Source organism: Burkholderia pyrrocinia, from assembly GCF_001028665.1.
Classification (GTDB): domain Bacteria; phylum Pseudomonadota; class Gammaproteobacteria; order Burkholderiales; family Burkholderiaceae; genus Burkholderia; species Burkholderia pyrrocinia.
Genome location: NZ_CP011503.1, coordinates 1,453,000 through 1,470,184 on the forward strand (window position 1 = coordinate 1,453,000; position 17,185 = coordinate 1,470,184).

At 69.5% G+C, this 17,185-nt stretch carries 14 protein-coding genes; 9 read left to right on the forward strand and 5 right to left on the reverse strand.

The annotated features are described in order from the left end of the window. The first annotated feature begins 7 nt into the window (after window positions 1-7). Window positions 8-382, forward strand: a complete 375-nt coding sequence (locus tag ABD05_RS06655; RefSeq protein ID WP_047899475.1) for a zinc ribbon domain-containing protein — start codon at window positions 8-10, stop codon at window positions 380-382. 80 nt (window positions 383-462) lie between these two features. Here the strand turns inward: ABD05_RS06655 and ABD05_RS06660 are convergent, their stop codons facing one another. Beyond that, window positions 463-1,341, reverse strand: coding sequence for an AraC family transcriptional regulator (locus ABD05_RS06660; RefSeq protein ID WP_047899476.1), 879 nt, complete (start codon window positions 1,339-1,341; stop codon window positions 463-465). 276 nt (window positions 1,342-1,617) lie between these two features. Between ABD05_RS06660 and ABD05_RS06665 the strand changes: the two genes are divergently transcribed. From ABD05_RS06665 to eutC, 4 genes are all read left to right on the forward strand, one after another. Then, a complete protein-coding gene (locus ABD05_RS06665; RefSeq protein WP_047899477.1) occupies window positions 1,618-3,081 on the forward strand; it encodes a mechanosensitive ion channel in 1,464 nt (487 codons plus the stop codon). A 186-nt stretch (window positions 3,082-3,267) separates the two neighbouring features. Then, window positions 3,268-4,680, forward strand: coding sequence for an ethanolamine permease (gene eat, locus ABD05_RS06670; protein WP_047899478.1), 1,413 nt, complete (start codon window positions 3,268-3,270; stop codon window positions 4,678-4,680). 91 nt (window positions 4,681-4,771) lie between these two features. After that, a complete protein-coding gene (locus tag ABD05_RS06675; RefSeq protein ID WP_047899479.1) occupies window positions 4,772-6,169 on the forward strand; it encodes an ethanolamine ammonia-lyase subunit EutB in 1,398 nt (465 codons plus the stop codon). Continuing rightward, entirely contained in the window at window positions 6,166-6,960 is a 795-nt protein-coding gene (eutC, locus tag ABD05_RS06680; protein WP_047899480.1) for an ethanolamine ammonia-lyase subunit EutC, read from the forward strand. Before ABD05_RS06675 ends, eutC begins: the two co-directional genes overlap by 4 nt. Window positions 6,961-6,990: 30 nt before the next feature. On the opposite strand, the gene ABD05_RS06685 is transcribed toward eutC, so the two are convergent. Then, window positions 6,991-7,875, reverse strand: a complete 885-nt coding sequence (locus ABD05_RS06685) for a LysR family transcriptional regulator (RefSeq protein WP_047901108.1) — start codon at window positions 7,873-7,875, stop codon at window positions 6,991-6,993. A 155-nt stretch (window positions 7,876-8,030) separates the two neighbouring features. On the opposite strand from ABD05_RS06685, the gene ABD05_RS06690 reads away from it, so the two are divergent. Further along, a complete protein-coding gene (locus ABD05_RS06690) occupies window positions 8,031-9,641 on the forward strand; it encodes an MFS transporter (RefSeq protein WP_047899481.1) in 1,611 nt (536 codons plus the stop codon). Between the two features lie 104 nt (window positions 9,642-9,745). Here ABD05_RS06690 and ABD05_RS06695 read toward each other — a convergent pair whose 3' ends face one another. Then, window positions 9,746-10,174: a pyridoxamine 5'-phosphate oxidase family protein gene (locus ABD05_RS06695; RefSeq protein ID WP_238594100.1), complete on the reverse strand. Its 429-nt coding sequence runs from the start codon at window positions 10,172-10,174 to the stop codon at window positions 9,746-9,748. A 330-nt stretch (window positions 10,175-10,504) separates the two neighbouring features. On the opposite strand from ABD05_RS06695, the gene exaC reads away from it, so the two are divergent. The 3 genes from exaC to ABD05_RS06710 all read left to right on the forward strand — a co-directional run bounded on the left by exaC (window position 10,505) and on the right by ABD05_RS06710 (window position 14,160). Beyond that, window positions 10,505-12,031 carry an acetaldehyde dehydrogenase ExaC gene (gene exaC, locus ABD05_RS06700; protein ID WP_047899482.1) on the forward strand — a complete coding sequence of 509 codons (1,527 nt, stop codon included), beginning with the start codon at window positions 10,505-10,507 and terminating at the stop codon, window positions 12,029-12,031. A gap of 336 nt (window positions 12,032-12,367) precedes the next feature. Beyond that, on the forward strand, window positions 12,368-12,910 hold the full coding sequence (locus ABD05_RS06705) for a hypothetical protein (RefSeq protein WP_047899483.1): 543 nt from the start codon (window positions 12,368-12,370) through the stop codon (window positions 12,908-12,910). Window positions 12,911-13,125: 215 nt separating this feature from the next. Then, the gene (locus ABD05_RS06710) at window positions 13,126-14,160 is read left to right on the forward strand and encodes a helix-turn-helix domain-containing protein (protein WP_047899484.1); all 1,035 of its coding nucleotides are present in this window, start codon (window positions 13,126-13,128) and stop codon (window positions 14,158-14,160) included. A gap of 45 nt (window positions 14,161-14,205) precedes the next feature. Here ABD05_RS06710 and ABD05_RS06715 read toward each other — a convergent pair whose 3' ends face one another. Together ABD05_RS06715 and ABD05_RS06720 are read right to left on the reverse strand one after the other, a co-directional pair. Further along, window positions 14,206-15,300 (reverse strand): glycosyltransferase family protein, encoded by a 1,095-nt coding sequence (locus ABD05_RS06715; RefSeq protein ID WP_047899485.1) that lies wholly within the window; start codon window positions 15,298-15,300, stop codon window positions 14,206-14,208. Beyond that, window positions 15,297-17,000, reverse strand: a complete 1,704-nt coding sequence (locus tag ABD05_RS06720; RefSeq protein WP_047899486.1) for a thiamine pyrophosphate-binding protein — start codon at window positions 16,998-17,000, stop codon at window positions 15,297-15,299. Before ABD05_RS06720 ends, ABD05_RS06715 begins: the two co-directional genes overlap by 4 nt. Window positions 17,001-17,185 lie beyond the last annotated feature (185 nt).

The window sequence follows — 17,185 nt, forward strand, 5'->3', positions numbered from 1 at the left end:
GCGTGCGATGAGCTTTCTGAAACGGATCCTGGGCGGCCACGGCGGTGGCCATGGCAGCGGGCACGGCAACAGCGGAAGCGGCGGTAGCGGCAGCGGGCATCACGGCGGGCAGCGCCGGGACGGACACGGCGGCCACGACGCGCGCGGCCGCGATCGTTACGGCTGGGGCTGGCAGGCGCCGGCCGACGGTAACGGTGGGCAGGGCGGCAACGTACCGCTGAGCCAGCTTGCGTGCGCGGGCTGCGGCGCGCTCAACGCGGCGGATGCGCGTTTCTGTGCGCAGTGCGGTGCGGCGCAGCGCGGCAAGGCTTGCAGCCGCTGCCACGCGGCGCTGGCTGCCGACGCGCGTTTCTGCCCAGGGTGCGGGACGCAGGCCGCCTGAGCGTGCCTGCCATCCGGGCCGGCGGCGGGTGAACGCCGGCGGGCGCGCTTCGTTTCAGGGCCGGCGCACCGGCCCTTCGATCAGCGCAGCGGCAGGTAAATCTCGGTGCGCAGGTCGGCCGGCGCCGCATCCATCGGCGTGTTGAGGTACAGCTCGAACGGCGGCGCGTCGGCGGCTTCGCGGCCCGAGTGACGCAGCCAGTCGCCGTAGAGCCACTGGTAGGCCGTCGTCAGGTCCGCATACGGCCCCGTATGCAGCAGCACCGCGTATTCGCCGCCCGCTACCGTCACGCGCTCGACGGGCGGCACGGGCTCGACGTCCGGCGCACCGTCGGCCGGCGTGAAGCAGGCCTTCGCGCGCAACTGCGCTTCCGGCGTCGTGTCCGGATCGTCGTAGAAAATGCCGATCATCTTCGCGCCCGGGCCGATCAGCCCGTGTTGCCCGACCCACGCGCCGATCCGCGCGAACGCGTCGCCGACCTTCATGTACGCGCCGGTGTGCGCCACCGCGTAGCCGCGCAGTTCCGGCAGGCGCCGGATCTCGACTTCATGCTTGAACATGTCTTCCTCTCCTCTCTGTAGCGGATAGATGGGCCGGTGAACGCCCGTAAGCCGGTGCTGCGCGGGCGGTACGCCGTATGTGTCGCGAAACGCCCGGGCGAACGCGTGCGTCGACCCGTAGCCCGCGCGCCGCGCTATCTCGTCGATCGGCCGCGCCGTGCAAACGAGATCCTCGGACGCACGCACGATCCGCATCCGTCGCACCGTCAGCACGATCGACTCGCCGTACAGCGCCCGGTAGACGCGCTGCCAGTGATACGGCGACAGGCACGCGACTTCGGCGAGCCGGTTCAGGTCGAGCGGGCCGTCGAGGTGCGCGCGGATGTACTCGTGAACGCGCGCCACACTGGCCGCATAGCGGATCCACGCGGGTTTGTCGGTTTTCGTTTCGACTGTCATCGACGTGTCCGGGCAAGAACCGACGCCACGGTAGCACGGCCCGGATGGATAAATCTTGCGGAAATGCGTAGCGGCCGATAAATCGGACCCTTTTTATTTTGCCGAAATGGGGTCTTGCCCCCCTGCGATCAACAACTAAAGTTAAAGACGGTGAAATCGGGTGAAGGCGTCATTTTTCTCGGGTAAGTTGCTCGAGCGGCAACACATGTTTTTCGGAGTACGCAGGTAGTTCGTCGATGTTCAATCGCAACGCCACGCTTTTCGGGAGAACAAGAAATGGATGCTTCCAGCTTCATCACGTCGCTGCAGACCACGCTAGGCGGATATCTGCCAAAGATCGCCGGCGCGATCGGCATCCTGGTGATCGGCTGGCTGATCGCGGTGGTGGTGCGGGCCGGCGCACTGCGCCTGCTCAACGCGCTGAAGGTCGACCAGCGGATCAACGAAAGCACCGGCCAGGGCGCGTATGTCGAGCGGATCATCGCCGGCGGCCTGTTCTGGCTCGTGCTGCTCGTCACCGCGGTGGGCATCTTCAACGTGCTCAACCTGTACGCGGTCTCCAATCCGTTCTCGCTGCTCGTCACGCACATCGTCAACTACCTGCCGAACCTGATCGGCGGCGCGGCGCTGACGCTGATCGCGTGGCTCATCGCGTCGCTGCTGCGCAGCCTCGCGAACCGTGCGCTGAAGGCCAGCAAGATCGACGACAAGCTGTCCGAAGGCGCGGGCATGCAGCCGATGAGCGGCTATCTCGGCGACGTGCTGTTCTGGCTCGTGATCCTGATGTTCCTGCCGGCGATCCTCGCGTCGTTCGCGCTGTCGGGCCTGCTGTCGCCGGTGCAGGGGATGGTCGACAAGCTGCTCGCGATCGTGCCGAACCTGTTCGCGGCCGCGGTGATCGGCTTCGTCGGCTGGGTCGTCGCGCGCGTGCTGCGCGGCCTCGTGACGAACCTGCTCGTCGCCGCCGGCGCCGACCGCCTCACGCAGCGTCTCGACAGCCCGACGCCGGTGCGCGTGTCGAGCCTGGTCGGCACGATCGTCTACGTGTTCGTGTTCGTGCCGACGCTGATCTCCGCGCTCGACGCGCTGAAGATCGACGCGATCTCGGGCCCGGCGACCAACATGCTGAACCAGTTCCTCGGCGCGGTGCCGGACATCGTCGCGGCGATCGTGATCGTGCTCGTCACGTTCTACTTCGCGCGCTTCGTCGCGTCGCTCGCGCAGAAGCTGCTGGAAGCCGCCGGGGCCGACGGGCTGCCGGCCGTGCTCGGCGTCGAACGCGTGTTCTCGGGGATCCTGCAGCCGTCGGTGCTGGTCGCGCGGCTGATCGTGTTCTTCGCGATGCTGTTCGCGTCGGTCGAAGCCGCGAACCGGCTCGGCTTCTCGCAGGTGCGCGACGTTGTCACGCTGTTCATCGAATTCGGCGGCCATGTGCTGATGGGCGGCGTGATCCTCGTGATCGGCGTGTGGCTCGCGGGCCTCGCGCGCCGCGTGATCGAGCAGGCCGACCGCGAGCACAGCGTGCTGTTCGCGCGCATCGCGCAATTCGCGATCCTCGGCCTCGTGTTCGCGATGGGGTTGCGCGCGATGGGCATCGCGAACGAGATCGTTCAGCTCGCGTTCGGCCTCGTGCTCGGCGCGATCGCGGTGGCCGTCGCGCTGTCGTTCGGCCTCGGCGGCCGCGAAGCGGCCGGCAAGCTGCTCGACCGCTGGTTCAACCAGCGCAGCGGCGGCCAGTAAGCGTGGGGGACCCGGCCGCGTCGTGCGGCCGGACGGCACGCGCGACGACCGCGGTTGGCGTTTCCGTCAGCGAAATGTCAGCCGCGATCTTTGCCGAATTTCGATAACACGTCGTTTAATGACTCTCTAGCATCGATTCTCAGTCGCGCAGGCCGGCAGGCCCGGCGCATTTGAGGAGAGAGTCCGATGAAAGCAGAGTCGAATGGCCGGCCCGCCGCCGGCGCCAAGTCGTCCGGCCAGCCCGCGCTGCAGCAGACGCTCGGGACCTGGCAACTGTGGGGCATCGCGGTCGGCCTCGTGATTTCCGGCGAATACTTCGGCTGGAGCTACGGCTGGGCGAGTGCCGGTACGCTGGGCTTCGTCGTCACCGCGCTGTTCGTCGCGGCGATGTACACGACCTTCATTTTCAGCTTCACCGAACTGACGACGTCGATCCCGCACGCGGGCGGCCCGTTCGCGTATGCACGCCGCGCATTCGGCCCGACCGGCGGTTATCTTGCCGGTGCGGCGACGCTCGTCGAGTTCGTGTTCGCGCCGCCCGCGATCGCGCTCGCGATCGGCGCGTACCTGCACGTGCAGTTCCCGGGGCTCGAACCGAAGCACGCGGCGATGGGCGCGTATCTCGTGTTCATGGCGCTGAACATCGTCGGCGTGCAGATCGCCGCGACGTTCGAGCTCGTCGTCACGCTGCTCGCGATCTTCGAGCTGCTGGTGTTCATGGGCGTCGTGTCGCCGGGCTTCGCGTGGAGCAACTTCATGAAGGGCGGCTGGTCGGGCGCCGATCATTTCAGCGTCGGCGCATTCCACGGGATGTTCGCGGCGATCCCGTTCGCGATCTGGTTCTTCCTCGCGATCGAAGGCGTCGCGATGGCCGCCGAGGAAGCGAAGAACCCGAAGCGCTCGATTCCGATCGCCTACGTGGCCGGGATCCTGACCCTCGTTGCACTCGCGATCGGCGTGATGGTGTTCGCCGGCGGCGCGGGCGACTGGACCAAGCTCGCGAACATCAACGACCCGTTGCCGCAGGCGATGAAGTACATCGTCGGCGCGAACAGCGGCTGGATGCACATGCTCGTGTGGCTGGGGCTGTTCGGGCTCGTCGCGTCGTTCCACGGGATCATCCTCGGCTATTCGCGCCAGATCTTCGCGCTGGCTCGCGAAGGCTACCTGCCGGAGTGGCTCGGGAAGGTGCATCCGCGCTTCAAGACCCCGCATCGCGCGATTCTCGCGGGCGGCGTGGTCGGCATCGCGGCGATCTACAGCGACGAGCTGATCCAGTTCGGCGGGCAGACGCTGACCGCGAACATCGTGACGATGTCGGTGTTCGGTGCGATCGTGATGTATATCGTGAGCATGGCGTCGCTGTTCAAGCTGCGCCGCTCGCAGCCGAACATGGCGCGGCCGTTCCGCGCACCGCTGTACCCGATCTTCCCGGCATTCGCGATCCTTGCGGCGGTCATCTGTCTCGGTACGATGGTGTACTTCAACGGGCTGGTCGCGCTGGTGTTCCTCGGTTTCCTCGCGGTGGGCTACGCGTACTTCCTCGCGACCCGTTCGCAGCGCGAGAGTGCGCCGGGCGACGCGCTGCTGGAGGAATGAGCATGGCGAACGTGAACGGCCGTTCCTGACGGCATCCGGCGCGCCCCGTCGAACGGGCGCGCCGTCGGCTTTTGGCAAGGAGACTCGCACGATGTCCTATACGGAGACGATCGGTCCGCGCACGTACCGCTTCGCGGACCTGAAGACGCTGCTCGCGAAGGCGAGCCCGCTGCGTTCCGGCGACCAGCTCGCCGGCGTCGCGGCGGCGAGCGAGGAGGAGCGCGTCGCCGCGAAGATCGCGCTCGCGGGCGTGCCGCTGAAGGCGTTCCTGAACGAAGCGGTGATCCCGTATGAAGACGACGAGGTCACGCGCCTGATCGTCGACGATCACGACGCAGCCGCGTTCGCGGAAATCTCGCATCTCACCGTCGGCGATTTCCGCAACTGGCTGCTGTCGCCCGCGGCCGGCGGCGCGGCGCTCGAACGGATCGCGCCGGGCCTCACGCCGGAGATGGTCGCGGCCGTGTCGAAGCTGATGCGCAACCAGGACCTGATCGCGGCGGCAAGGAAGCGCCGCGTGGTCACGCGCTTTCGCAACACGGTCGGGCTGGCCGGCCGGATGTCGGTGCGGCTGCAGCCGAACCACCCGACCGACGACGTGAAGGGGATCGCCGCGTCGATGCTCGACGGGCTGATGTACGGTTGCGGCGACGCGATGATCGGCATCAACCCGGCGACCGACAGCCTCGCGGCGATCATGAAGCTGCTCGCGATGATCGACGGGTTCCGCGAACGCTACGGCGTGCCGACGCAGTCGTGCGTGCTCACGCACGTGACCAACACGATCGCGGCGATCGAGAAGGGCGCGCCGGTCGATCTCGTGTTCCAGTCGATCGCGGGCACCGAGAAGGCGAACGCGAGCTTCGGAATCTCGCTCGCGCTGCTCGGCGAGGCGCATGAGGCCGCGTTGTCGCTGAAGCGCGGCACCGTCGGCAACAATCTCATGTACTTCGAGACGGGCCAGGGCAGCGCGTTGTCGGCGAATGCGCATCACGGCGTCGACCAGCAAACCTGCGAAGTGCGCGCGTATGCCGTTGCGCGCAAGTTCGAGCCGTTCCTCGTGAACACGGTGGTCGGTTTCATCGGGCCCGAATACCTGTACGACGGCAAGCAGATCATCCGCGCGGGGCTCGAGGATCACTTCTGCGGGAAGCTGCTCGGCGTGCCGATGGGCTGCGACATCTGCTACACGAACCACGCGGAAGCCGACCAGGACGACATGGATACCTTGCTGACGCTGCTCGGCGCGGCCGGCATCAACTTCATCATGGGGATTCCGGGCGCGGACGACGTGATGCTGAACTACCAGAGCACGTCGTTCCATGATCAGCTCTATGTGCGCGAGGTGCTCGGCCTGCGCCGCGCGCCGGAGTTCGAGGAGTGGCTGGAGACGATGGAGATCGCCGATTCGCACGGCGCGCTGCGCGCCGCGTCGGCCCGCGTGCCGCTTCTGGCCGGCGCGAACGACTGGATGGGGTTGTCAGCATGAGCGATGCCGTCGAAAAGAATCCGTGGGGTCAGCTGAAGTCGTTCACGAACGCGCGGATCGCGCTCGGCCGCGCGGGTAACAGCCTGCCGACCGCGCCGCTGCTGGCCTTCAACCTGTCGCACGCGCAGGCGCGCGATGCCGTGCACCAGCCGCTCGATGCGGACGCGCTGCGGCGCGAGATCGAGGCGGCCGGCCTGCTGCCGACGCTCGGCGTGCAGAGCGCTGCGCCGGACCGCGACCACTACCTGCGCCGGCCCGATCTCGGCCGCAAGCTGTCGGACGACAGCCGCGGGCTGCTGGCCGGTTACGGCGCGGCGCTCGACGAGGCGCCCGACGTCGTGTTCGTGGTCGGCGACGGGCTGTCGGCGTTCGCGGCCGCGAAGCAGGCGCTGCCGCTGCTGCAGGCGGTGCGCCCAAGGCTCGACGCGGACGGCTGGCGGATCGGCCCGGTGGTGGTCGCGAAGCAGGCGCGCGTTGCGCTCGGCGACGAGATCGGCGAGCTGCTGCGCGCGAAGGTGGTTGCGATGCTGATCGGCGAACGGCCGGGGCTCAGCTCGCCGGACAGCCTCGGCGTGTACCTGACGTGGGCGCCGAAGGTCGGCTGCCACGATGCGCTGCGCAACTGCATCTCGAACGTGCGGCCCGAAGGGCTGCCGCACGCGGCCGCCGCGCACAAGCTGCATTACCTGATGACGCATGCGCGCAGGCTCCAGCTGACGGGCGTCGGGCTGAAGGACGACAGCGACGCGCTGCTGCCGCCGGCGGAAGCGGAGCGGATCGGCGCGGCGTGACAGCGCGGTGCGCGACTGCGCGTGGGGCGGCTACCTGAACAGCCGCTCGCACAGGAAATCGACGAACACGCGCAGCTTCGGCGACAACTGCCGGCTCGACGGCCACACGATCGAGAACTGCCCCGGCGCGATCCGGAAGTCGTCGAGCACGGTGACGAGCGCGCCGTGTTCGAGCGCGTCGCGCGCGAGGAAATCGGGCATGTAGCCGATGCCGAGCCCCGCGAGCACGGTGCCGCGCAGCGCTTCCATGTTGTTGCAGGTCATCGCGGTGCGCAGCTTCAGCGGCGTGCCGTCGTCGGCCGCGAGCGCCCAGTCCTGCAGCTTGCCGGTGGTCGGGAAGCAGTAGCGCACGCATTCGTGCGCTTCGAGATCGCGCGGCGTGCGCGGCGTGCCGGCCTGCGCGAGATACGCGGGCGTTGCGCACAGCACGAACGCGAACGGGCCGAGCCGCCGCGACATCAGGCTCGAATCCGACAGCGGGCCGCTGCGGATCACCGCATCGAAGCCGCCTTCGACGACGTCGACCATCCGGTCGTTGAAATCGAGATCGAGCTCGACATCCGGATAGCGCTGCCGGAACTCGGGCAGCACGGGCAGCAGGAAGCGGTAGCCGATCACCGGCAGGCTCACGCGCAGCTTGCCGCGCGGGCGCTGCGCCGATGCCGTCACGGTCGCTTCGGCATCGCGGAAATCCTCGAGGATCCGCTGGCAGCGTTCGTAGAAGTGCCGCCCCTCTTCAGTGAGCGTGACGCGCCGCGTCGTGCGGTTGAACAGGCGCACGCCAAGCGACTGCTCGAGCTTTGCGATCGTCTTGCCGACCGCCGACGCCGAGATGCCGAGCGCGCGGCCGGCCGCGACGAAGCTCAGCGCGTCGGCGGTGCGGACGAAGGCGACGATGCCGGTCAGGTTTTCCATCGAATCGAAGTGCATGCGCCGACGGGCGCGGCCGAGTGAATTGCGGAATTCTAGTCCGTTATATCTGGAACTTCGCGTGGTTTTTCGCGGATTGAATCGGATTTATCTTCTGTCGCTCTGGCGGCGCATCCGCGCCGGCGTTTCGAGGAGCGATGATGGATCACCCGTTTTCAGCCGTATCGGCGGTTTCGGCGCGGCGGCGCGCGTGGGTGCTGGCCGCCGTCTGCATGGCCGCCGTCGCGCTGCCGCTGTCGTTTTCGGGCGGCGCGGTCGCGACGCCGGCGATCGGCCGCGACTTGCACGGCGGCACGGTCGCGATGAACTGGATCACCAACGCGTTCATGCTCGCGTTCGGCAGCTGCCTGATGGCGGCCGGCGCGCTGGCCGACCAGTTCGGCCGCAAGCGGCTGTTCGCGATCGGCGTCGGCGGTTTCACGCTGATGTCGGTTGCGCTTGCGTTCGCACCGTCGATGCTCGCGGTCGACCTGCTGCGCGGCGCGCAAGGGCTCGCGGCAGCCGCGGCGCTCGCGGGCGGTACGGCCGCGCTCGCGCAGGAATTCGACGGCGCGGCGCGCACGCGCGCGTTCAGCCTGCTCGGCACGACCTTCGGCATCGGGCTCGCGTTCGGGCCCGTGCTGGCCGGCGCCCTGATCGGGCATTACGGCTGGCGCGCGATCTTCGTCACGAGCGCGGTGGCCGGCGTGCTGTCGCTCGGGTTCGGGCTGCCGCGCATGCGCGAGTCGCGCGACCCGCACGCGACCGGGCTCGACTGGCCCGGCACGGCCGCGTTTACCGCCGCGCTGACGCTGTTCACGTTCGGCGTGATCGAGGCGCCCGCGCGCGGCTGGACGAGCACGCTCGTGATCGTGCTGCTGGCCGGTGCGGCGCTCGGCGCATGCGCGTTCGTGATGATCGAGACGCGCGTCGCGCGGCCGATGCTCGACCTGTCGCTGTTCCGCATCGCGCGCTTCGTCGGCGTGCAGGTGCTGCCGGTGTCGACCTGCTGCTGCTACATCGTGCTGCTCGTCGTGCTGCCGCTGCGCTTCATCGGCATCGACGGCTTCAGCGAGATCGACGCCGGCTGGCTGATGCTCGCGATCTCCGCGCCGATGCTCGTCGTGCCGTTCGTCGCGGCGACGCTCACGCGCTGGCTGTCGGCCGGCGTGATCTCGGCGCTCGGGCTGGTGGTCGCGGCGGGCGGTCTCGTGTGGCTGGGCGTCGCGTTGCGCGGCGGTGCGGGGCCGGCGGCGATCGCGCCGATGCTCGCGATCGGCGTCGGCGCAGGGATGCCGTGGGGGCTGATGGACGGGCTGTCGGTGAGCGTCGTGCCGAAGGAGCGCGCGGGGATGGCGACGGGGATCTTCAGCACGACGCGCGTGGCCGGCGAGGGGATCGCGCTCGCGATCGTCGGCGCGGTGCTGGCCGCGCTCGCGCAGACCGGGCTGCGGCAGGCGGCTGGTGTCGCCGGCACGCCCGACGCGACGCTGCGTGCGGCCGCGCGGCTCGCGACCGGCGATCTGGCGGGCGCGGCTGCTGCGTTGCCGGGCGTCGGTCATGCGGCGCTGCTCGCGAGTTATACGCACGCGTTTGATCGGTTGCTGACCGGGCTGGCCGTCGTCACGGTGCTGTGCGCGGTGGTGGTGTTCGCGTTTCTCGGTGGGCGGCCGGCGGTTGAAGCGGGCGACGACGCGGACGGGCATGCGCCAGCCGACGTGCCCACGCGCAGCCGGATCGAACCGGTCTGCGCGGAGACGCACGGGCGTTGAGCGTCGCGTCGTTGCGCATGGGCGCTTTGGCGATGGCAGCCGGAGCTCCCGTGCAGCGCTGCATCACCACCTTCGCGCGCCGACGATCCGCCAAACGCGTCACGTCACGCCAGCACGAGCGGCGGCAGCGCCGCATCCGCGCGCACCTGCGCGTGCTCCACCTCGATCACCACATAGCGCCGCGCATCGGGCCACAGATGCGCGCGGCTTCCCGCATCCTCGTCGATCGTCGCGCGGCCCTGCACGAGCCAGGTCGTCTGGCGCATGAAATCGACGAACAGCAGCGCGATGGCCGGATTCACGAGCAGGTTGCCGATCGTGTTGAACAGGTTGTTGCCCGCGAAGTCGGGCAGCACGAGCGTGCGGCAGTCGGGGACGTCGACGAGCGGCTCGAACGAACCGTCGGCGCGCGGCTGGCGGCCGCGGTACGAGCAGTCGCTGTTGCCCGCCGCCTCGGCGGTCGCGACGATCAGGAACGCCTGCTCGCGGATGGACGCGATTGCATCGTCGGTCAGGGGGCCGGAGTCGCTCATGGTGTCGGTCGACGCGAACGCCGCTGCGTGTGGATGCGCGATTCGCACGCAAGCGACATGCCACGCGTCGCGGCCCACGTACCGGTGCCGTCCGGCACAGCCACTGTGGAAAATCCGAACACCGGCCACGTCGCTGCGCCATCGCGGTGTTCCGAATCGGCACACCCGCCGTGCTGCATGCGTGAACACGGCACCGCGCGCACGCGGGCCGGCCGTGGTCGTCGTGCTTTCGTTCCGCTCCCGTCCGTTTGGCACGCATGTTGCGTAAACGGGTGCAGCGCGATCCAACCGGCGCTGTACTGACACAAGCACGATGAACAGGAGACATGTATGAACCCGTTTGACCTGAAGCAACTGGGCCTCGACGTCGAATACCCGTACCGTCAGCAGTACGACAACTACATCGGCGGCAAGTGGGTGGCGCCGGTGAAGGGCGAGTATTTCGAGAACGTGTCGCCGATCAACGGCCAGCCGTTCTGCCGCATCCCGCGCTCGGGCGCCGACGATATCGAGCTGGCGCTCGATGCCGCGCATGCCGCGCGCCGCAAGTGGGGCAAGACGTCCGTGGCCGAGCGCGCGAACCTGCTGCTCGCCGCCGCCGACCGGATGGAAAAGAACCTGAAGCTGCTGGCCGTGGCCGAGACGATCGACAACGGCAAGCCGCTGCGCGAGACGATGGCGGCCGACCTGCCGCTCGCGATCGACCACTTCCGCTACTTCGCGGGCTGCATCCGCGCGCAGGAAGGCGGCATCTCCGAAATCGACGACAACACCGTCGCGTACCACTTCCACGAGCCGCTCGGCGTCGTCGGCCAGATCATCCCGTGGAACTTCCCGCTGCTGATGGCCGCGTGGAAGCTCGCGCCGGCGCTCGCGGCCGGCTGCTGCGTCGTGATGAAGCCGGCCGAGCAGACGCCTGCGTCGGTGCTCGTGCTGATGGAACTGATCGGCGACCTGTTCCCGGCCGGCACGATCAACATCGTGAACGGCTTCGGCAAGGAAGCGGGCGAGGCGCTCGCGACCAGCAAGCGGATCGCGAAGATCGCGTTCACGGGCTCGACGCCGGTCGGCAAGCACATCCTGCGCGCGGCGGCCGAGAGCCTGATCCCGTCGACGGTCGAACTGGGCGGCAAGAGCCCGAACATCTTCTTCGCCGACGTGCTCGACCAGGACGACGCGTTCCTCGACAAGGCGCTCGAAGGGCTCGCGATGTTCGCGCTGAACCAGGGCGAAGTGTGCACGTGCCCGTCGCGCATCCTGATCCAGGAATCGATCTACGAGCGCTTCATCGAGAAGGCCGTCGCTCGCGTCGAGCGCATCAAGTCCGGCCACCCGCTCGACATGCAGACGATGATCGGCGCGCAGGCGTCGCAGCAGCAGCTCGACAAGATCCTGTCGTACATCGACATCGGCCGCGGCGAAGGCGCGCAATGCCTGACGGGCGGCGAACGCACGGCGCCGGCCGCCGGCCTCGACACGGGCTACTACGTGAAGCCGACGATGCTGCTCGGCAACAACAAGATGCGCGTGTTCCAGGAAGAGATCTTCGGGCCGGTCGCATCGGTGATGACGTTCAAGGACGAGCAGGAAGCGATCGAACTCGCGAACGACACGTTCTACGGGCTCGGCGCGGGCGTGTGGACGCGCAACGGCACGCGTGCGTACCGGATGGGCCGCGAGGTCGAGGCCGGCCGCGTGTGGACCAACTGCTACCACCTGTACCCCGCGCACGCGGCGTTCGGCGGCTACAAGCAGTCGGGGATCGGCCGCGAGACGCACAAGATGGCGCTGTCGAACTATCAGCAGACGAAGTGCCTGCTGGTCAGCTACCAGGCCGAGGCGCTCGGGTTCTTCTGACCTGGTCGTCAACGCAGTGGCGAAGCGCCGGGGCCGGCCGGTCGGCAGAGCAGTGCCGGCCGTACGGTTGCCGGTGTTCGGCGGTGACACGCGCGATGCGCGGGCTGCGTTGAACGTTCGACGGCCGGGTGACGATTTCCCGGCCGTCGAGCGGCGCACACGCGGTTGCGATGCGCGGACTACCGGCCATCCGGTCACCCGGCGCTTCGCCATGTTCGACTTCGATATCCGACCCCCGGCGCTGGCCGCGCATCGTCGCGGCCAGCGCCGGAAACGATACCGGCAGCCGCGCGTTCGCGGCGGCACGGTGCGCCGAAGCGTGTAACGAGAACCGGCATGGCAGAACCGCCCCGATCCTTTCCGCGCCACCCCGTATTCCACGCGGGCGAACTCGACGCGCAGCACCGCTTCGGCGTGGCCGACGAAGCCGAGCGGATGAGCGACGTCGTCACGACGCGCGTGAGCATCGGCGTGCGGCAGTTCGTCGAATCGCAGCCGTTCATGTTCGTCGGCGCCGCATGCGGCGGACGCGCATCCGTGACGTGCGACATCGTGCAGAGCCTGCGCGACGCGAACGGCGACCTGCTGCCCGTCGTCCGCGTGGTCGACACGAAGACGCTGCGGTTTGCGTTGCCCGCCCGCGGCGACGGCAGCCGGATCGACGCGGCAGCGTGCGACGGCAGCGGTGTCGGGTTGCTGTTCGTCGATTTCGTGCGCGGCATCCGCTACCGGATCAACGGCCGCGCGACGCTGCGTGCCGAATTGCCCGAAACGGATGCGGCGCCCTGGCCGGCAGGCAGTGCGATCGTCGAGCTGGCGGTTGCGCAGGCCTTTGGCAACTGCGGCACGCGGGTCGTGCGGCTGAAGCCGGCCGGGTAGCGCGGGTAGCGGGTAGTCGGGTAGCCGGCGGCGGTGGATATGCGCGGTCGCAGCGCGGATCGCACCGGCGGCGTGCGCGGCACGCCGTCTTCGGGTGCGCCCGCATCGCGCGCACCGGCCGGGCAGTGTGAAATGACGGGTTGTTCGCCGGGCCGCGCGGTTCGGCACGGGAATTGCGTGACAGGCGCGGTTCCGGGCAGGTGAGGGAGAACACGATGGACCAACACGTGGCGAGTATCGAAGAACCGACGGCCGAAGACACGCGTCGCAACGCGCAAGGCGACGACGCACCGGCCGGGCAGGCCGTCGTCAGCGTCGCGCACGACGCGGACGAGCAGGCGCGCAACCTGATCGGCTGGCGGCAGACCTACGACCAGCTCGCGGCCGGCCGCTTCGTCGGCACGCTGACCGAGCTGCCGCTCGACACGATGAAGCTGTTTCGCGAATCGACGAGCCACCTGCTGCGCCAGGCATGCGAGGTGCGCGGCGATGCGTACTGGTTCGGCATTCCGCTCGTGTGCGACAGCACGGCGCGTGTCGACGCATGCCGCATCGGGCCCGGCGCGCTTGCGTTCCGGCCCGGCAATGTCGAATTCGAATTGCTGACGCCCGCGCAGTTCTCGATCTACGGCGTCGTCGTGCGCGGTGATGTGCTGCGCCGCTATGCGGAGGAGGTCGAACGCTGCGCGCTCGACGAGCGGCTGTTCACGCAGTGCGTGATGCAGGTCGGCGATGCGCGGCTCGCGCGCCTGTGCGCGCTGCTCGGCCGCCGGCTCGATGGCGCGGTGGCCGTGACCGGCCCGCTGCCCGATGCGCAGCGCGACGACCTGCAGGCCGAGGTGCTGGCCGCACTGTTCGATGCATGCGCGCAACCGGGCGACGACGGCGCCGGCCGTGCGCCGTCGACACGCCGCTGGATCGTCGAACAGGCGCGCGACTACGTGCTCGCGCACCGCACGCGCCCGGTCGGCGTGCCCGAGCTGTGCGAGCAGTTGCACGTGAGCCGGCGCACGCTGCAGTACTGCTTCCAGGATGTGCTCGGGATGGCGCCCGCGACCTATCTGCGCACGCTGCGGCTGAACGGCGCGCGGCGCGACCTGTGCGGCCGCGCGGCCGGCTCGGTGCAGGACGTCGCGGAGGCGTGGGGCTTCTGGCATCTCAGCCAGTTCGCGACCGATTACCGGCGGCTGTTCGGCAAGCGGCCGTCGGAGACGCTGCGCGACCGCGCGGTGATGGTCGCGGCGGGGTGACGGCGGCGGCGCCGGCCTTCCGGCTGGCTGCCGCGTCCTGTTTTCTTATCCGGTTGACGCGGCCGCTTCGCGCGGCGCCGGCCACGCGAGCGCATCCCAGTCGAACGCGCGATACGCGGCTTCGATCGCCGCGAGATCGTCCGGCCGCTCGCTGCGATGCAGCCCGCGCAATTCGGCCGGCACGTCGAGTTCGACCGCCACGCAATGCGGATAGTCGCGCACGCGCAGCGCCGGCCCGATCGTCGTGAAACACGCGAGCGTCGGCACGTCGAAACCATCGGCGAGATGCAGCGCGGCCGTGTCCGGCGCGAACAGCAGCCTTGCACCCTTGACCCAAGCGATGAAGCGCGCGGTGTCGGTCGCGTTGCCGCTCACGTCGGTGTAGGCCGGATGTGCGACGGGCCCGAACCCGGCCACCGGCAGCCCGTAGCGTTGCGCGAGCCGCTCCACGAACGCCGCGCGCAGCGCGGGCGGCACGCTGCGCACCGCGGTGCTCGCGCTCGGACAGAACAGCACGTACGGCCGCTGCCATGCGGCCGGCAGCGCGGGCAGCGGCAGCCGCGCGAGCCAGCGGTTGCGCTTCGCGGCGGCCGGCACGGCGGCCGGATCGACACCGAGCGCGTCGAGGAAGAAATCGATCATCGGCAACCGTGCGAATGCGGGCCAGTACAGGTGATTGCCGACGTCGATGCACGGCGCGTCCGCGGGCAGCGCGTCGACGGCGCACGGCAGCGCGCGCGACGGCGCGACGATATCGGCCGCGAGCGCATACAGCGCATCGACATAGCGCGGCGCGCGGGCCGGCCGGTACACCGTGAAGCGCAGGCCCGCGTGCGCTGCGCGCAGCGCGGCGAGCGCGGTCAGCCCGATCACCGAATCGCCGAGCGTGACGCCCATCCCGTTGATCACATGCACATGCCGCACACCGTCGTAGTCGAGCCGGAACGGCTGGTGCGCGGCGTGCAGCAGGCCGAGCGCGGCCGCGGCCGGCACGTGGCCGACGGCGCGGGCATCGCCGTGTTCGATGTCGTACGGCGCGACGAGCGTGCCGTCGGGCGCGAGCAGCGTGCCGGGGAGCGCGAGCGCGTCGTCGTGCGACAGCGCGGCGACGGGCGGCGCGGTGCGCATTTCCACCGTCATCCGCCGCGCGCGCGGCGGCCCTGCTCGCGGATCTGTTCGAGCGTCGCGGCCGGCGTGCTGGCGTCCTGCGGGATGCGGATCTCGATCAGCGCGGGCAACCCGCAGGTCAACGCGCGCTCGAGCGCGGGCGCGAAATCGGCGGTGCGCTCGACCGTCTCGCCATGCGCGCCGAACGCGCGCGCATACGCGGCGAAATCGGGATTCGTGAGCCCCGTGCCGTGCACGCGGCCCGGGTAGTTGCGCTCCTGATGCATGCGGATCGTGCCGAAATGCCCGTTGTTGACGACGATCGCGACGATGTTCAGCCCGTACTGCATCGCGGTGGCAAGCTCGTTGCCGGCCATCATGAAGCAGCCGTCGCCCGCGAGCGCGACGACGGTTCGCGACGGGTACAGCGATTTCGCGGCGAGCGCGGCCGGGATCCCGTAGCCCATCGCGCCGCTCGTCGGCGCGAGCTGCGAGCGGTAGTGCCGGTACGCGAAGTGGCGATGCAGCCAGATCGCATAGTTGCCGGCGCCGTTGGTCAGGATCGCGTCGTGCGGCAGGCGCTCGCGCAACTGCACCATCACGTCGCCGAGCTGGACGTCGCCGGGCATCGGCAGCGGCGCGTGCCATGCGAGGTACGCACGATGCGCATCGGCGGCCGCGCCGGCCCACGCGGGGCGCTCGGGCGGTTCGAGCGCGGCGAGCGGCGCGGCGATCTCGGGCATCCCCGACACGATCGGCAGGTCGGCCGCATACACGCGGCCAAGCTCGTCCGCGCCCTGGTGCACGTGGATCAGCGTCTGGCGCGTCTTCGGGATGTCGAGCAGCGTGTAGCCGCCGGTCGTCGCTTCGCCGAGGCGCGGCCCGATCACGAGCAGCAGGTCGGCGTCGCGGATGCGCTTCGCAAGCGCGGGATTGATCCCGAGCCCGACGTCGCCCGCGTAGTTCGGGTGCGCGTTGTCGATCGTGTCCTGGTAGCGGAACGCACACGCGACCGGAAGTTGCCAGCGCTCGACGAAGGTGCGCAGGTTCGCGCACGCGCCGGGCGTCCAGCCGCTGCCGCCGATGATCGCGAACGGCCGTTCCGCGCGCGCGAGCCGCTCGCGCAGCTCGTCGATCTGCGCGGCCGACGGCGCGGCGGCGACGCGTTTCGCGGCCGGCACGACGGGCTGCGGCGCGCACGCTTCGGACAGCACGTCTTCCGGCAGCGCGAGCACGACCGGGCCGGGCCGGCCCGACATCGCGACGTGGAACGCGTGGCTCAGGTATTCGGGGATGCGGCGCGGATCGTCGATCTGTGCGACCCATTTCGCCATCTGGCCGAACATCCGGCGGTAGTCGATTTCCTGGAAGGCTTCGCGGTCGAGGTGCTCGCGCGCGCACTGGCCGACGAACAGGATCATCGGCGTCGAATCCTGGAACGCGGTGTGCACGCCGATCGACGCATGCGTCGCGCCGGGCCCGCGCGTGACGAACGCGATGCCGGGGCGGCCGGTCAGCTTGCCGACGGCCTCGGCCATGTTCGCGGCGGCCGCCTCGTGACGGCAGACGACCGTCTGGATGCGCGCGGTGTCGTCCGCCAGCGCATCGAGTACGGCGAGGAAACTCTCGCCCGGCACGCAGAACACGCGTTCGACGTGATTGGCGAGCAACGCATCGACGAGCAGTCGCGCACCGGTGGTGGCGCGCGGCTCGAGATCCTTGGAATGCGACATGGGCTGCCGTCTCCCTGGGTAGCGGGACGTACAGCTTACGCCTGTCGGTGGGGCGCCGGTACGCCGGCCGGTGAAAAGTGTCGGAACACGGAGGGATTCGGACGGCGCGTCGCCCGCGTTGACCGGTTGCGGTTGGCCGAAAGGGCAGCTTGTGCGTGATCGCTCGACAGGGAGAATTGAGGGCT

Excerpts from the sequence above, each read along its gene's own strand:
- eutC (WP_047899480.1), top strand. The coding sequence starts at position 6,166 with ATGAGCGATGCCGTCGAAAAGAATCCGTGGGGTCAGCTGAAGTCGTTC.
- ABD05_RS06715 (WP_047899485.1), bottom strand. The coding sequence starts at position 15,300 with ATGACGGTGGAAATGCGCACCGCGCCGCCCGTCGCCGCGCTGTCGCAC.
- exaC (WP_047899482.1), top strand. The coding sequence starts at position 10,505 with ATGAACCCGTTTGACCTGAAGCAACTGGGCCTCGACGTCGAATACCCG.
- ABD05_RS06710 (WP_047899484.1), top strand. The coding sequence starts at position 13,126 with ATGGACCAACACGTGGCGAGTATCGAAGAACCGACGGCCGAAGACACG.
- ABD05_RS06675 (WP_047899479.1), top strand. The coding sequence starts at position 4,772 with ATGTCCTATACGGAGACGATCGGTCCGCGCACGTACCGCTTCGCGGAC.
- ABD05_RS06720 (WP_047899486.1), bottom strand. The coding sequence starts at position 17,000 with ATGTCGCATTCCAAGGATCTCGAGCCGCGCGCCACCACCGGTGCGCGA.
- ABD05_RS06690 (WP_047899481.1), top strand. The coding sequence starts at position 8,031 with ATGGATCACCCGTTTTCAGCCGTATCGGCGGTTTCGGCGCGGCGGCGC.
- ABD05_RS06660 (WP_047899476.1), bottom strand. The coding sequence starts at position 1,341 with ATGACAGTCGAAACGAAAACCGACAAACCCGCGTGGATCCGCTATGCG.
- eat (WP_047899478.1), top strand. The coding sequence starts at position 3,268 with ATGAAAGCAGAGTCGAATGGCCGGCCCGCCGCCGGCGCCAAGTCGTCC.
- ABD05_RS06655 (WP_047899475.1), top strand. The coding sequence starts at position 8 with ATGAGCTTTCTGAAACGGATCCTGGGCGGCCACGGCGGTGGCCATGGC.
- ABD05_RS06705 (WP_047899483.1), top strand. The coding sequence starts at position 12,368 with ATGGCAGAACCGCCCCGATCCTTTCCGCGCCACCCCGTATTCCACGCG.
- ABD05_RS06665 (WP_047899477.1), top strand. The coding sequence starts at position 1,618 with ATGGATGCTTCCAGCTTCATCACGTCGCTGCAGACCACGCTAGGCGGA.
- ABD05_RS06695 (WP_238594100.1), bottom strand. The coding sequence starts at position 10,174 with ATGAGCGACTCCGGCCCCCTGACCGACGATGCAATCGCGTCCATCCGC.
- ABD05_RS06685 (WP_047901108.1), bottom strand. The coding sequence starts at position 7,875 with ATGGAAAACCTGACCGGCATCGTCGCCTTCGTCCGCACCGCCGACGCG.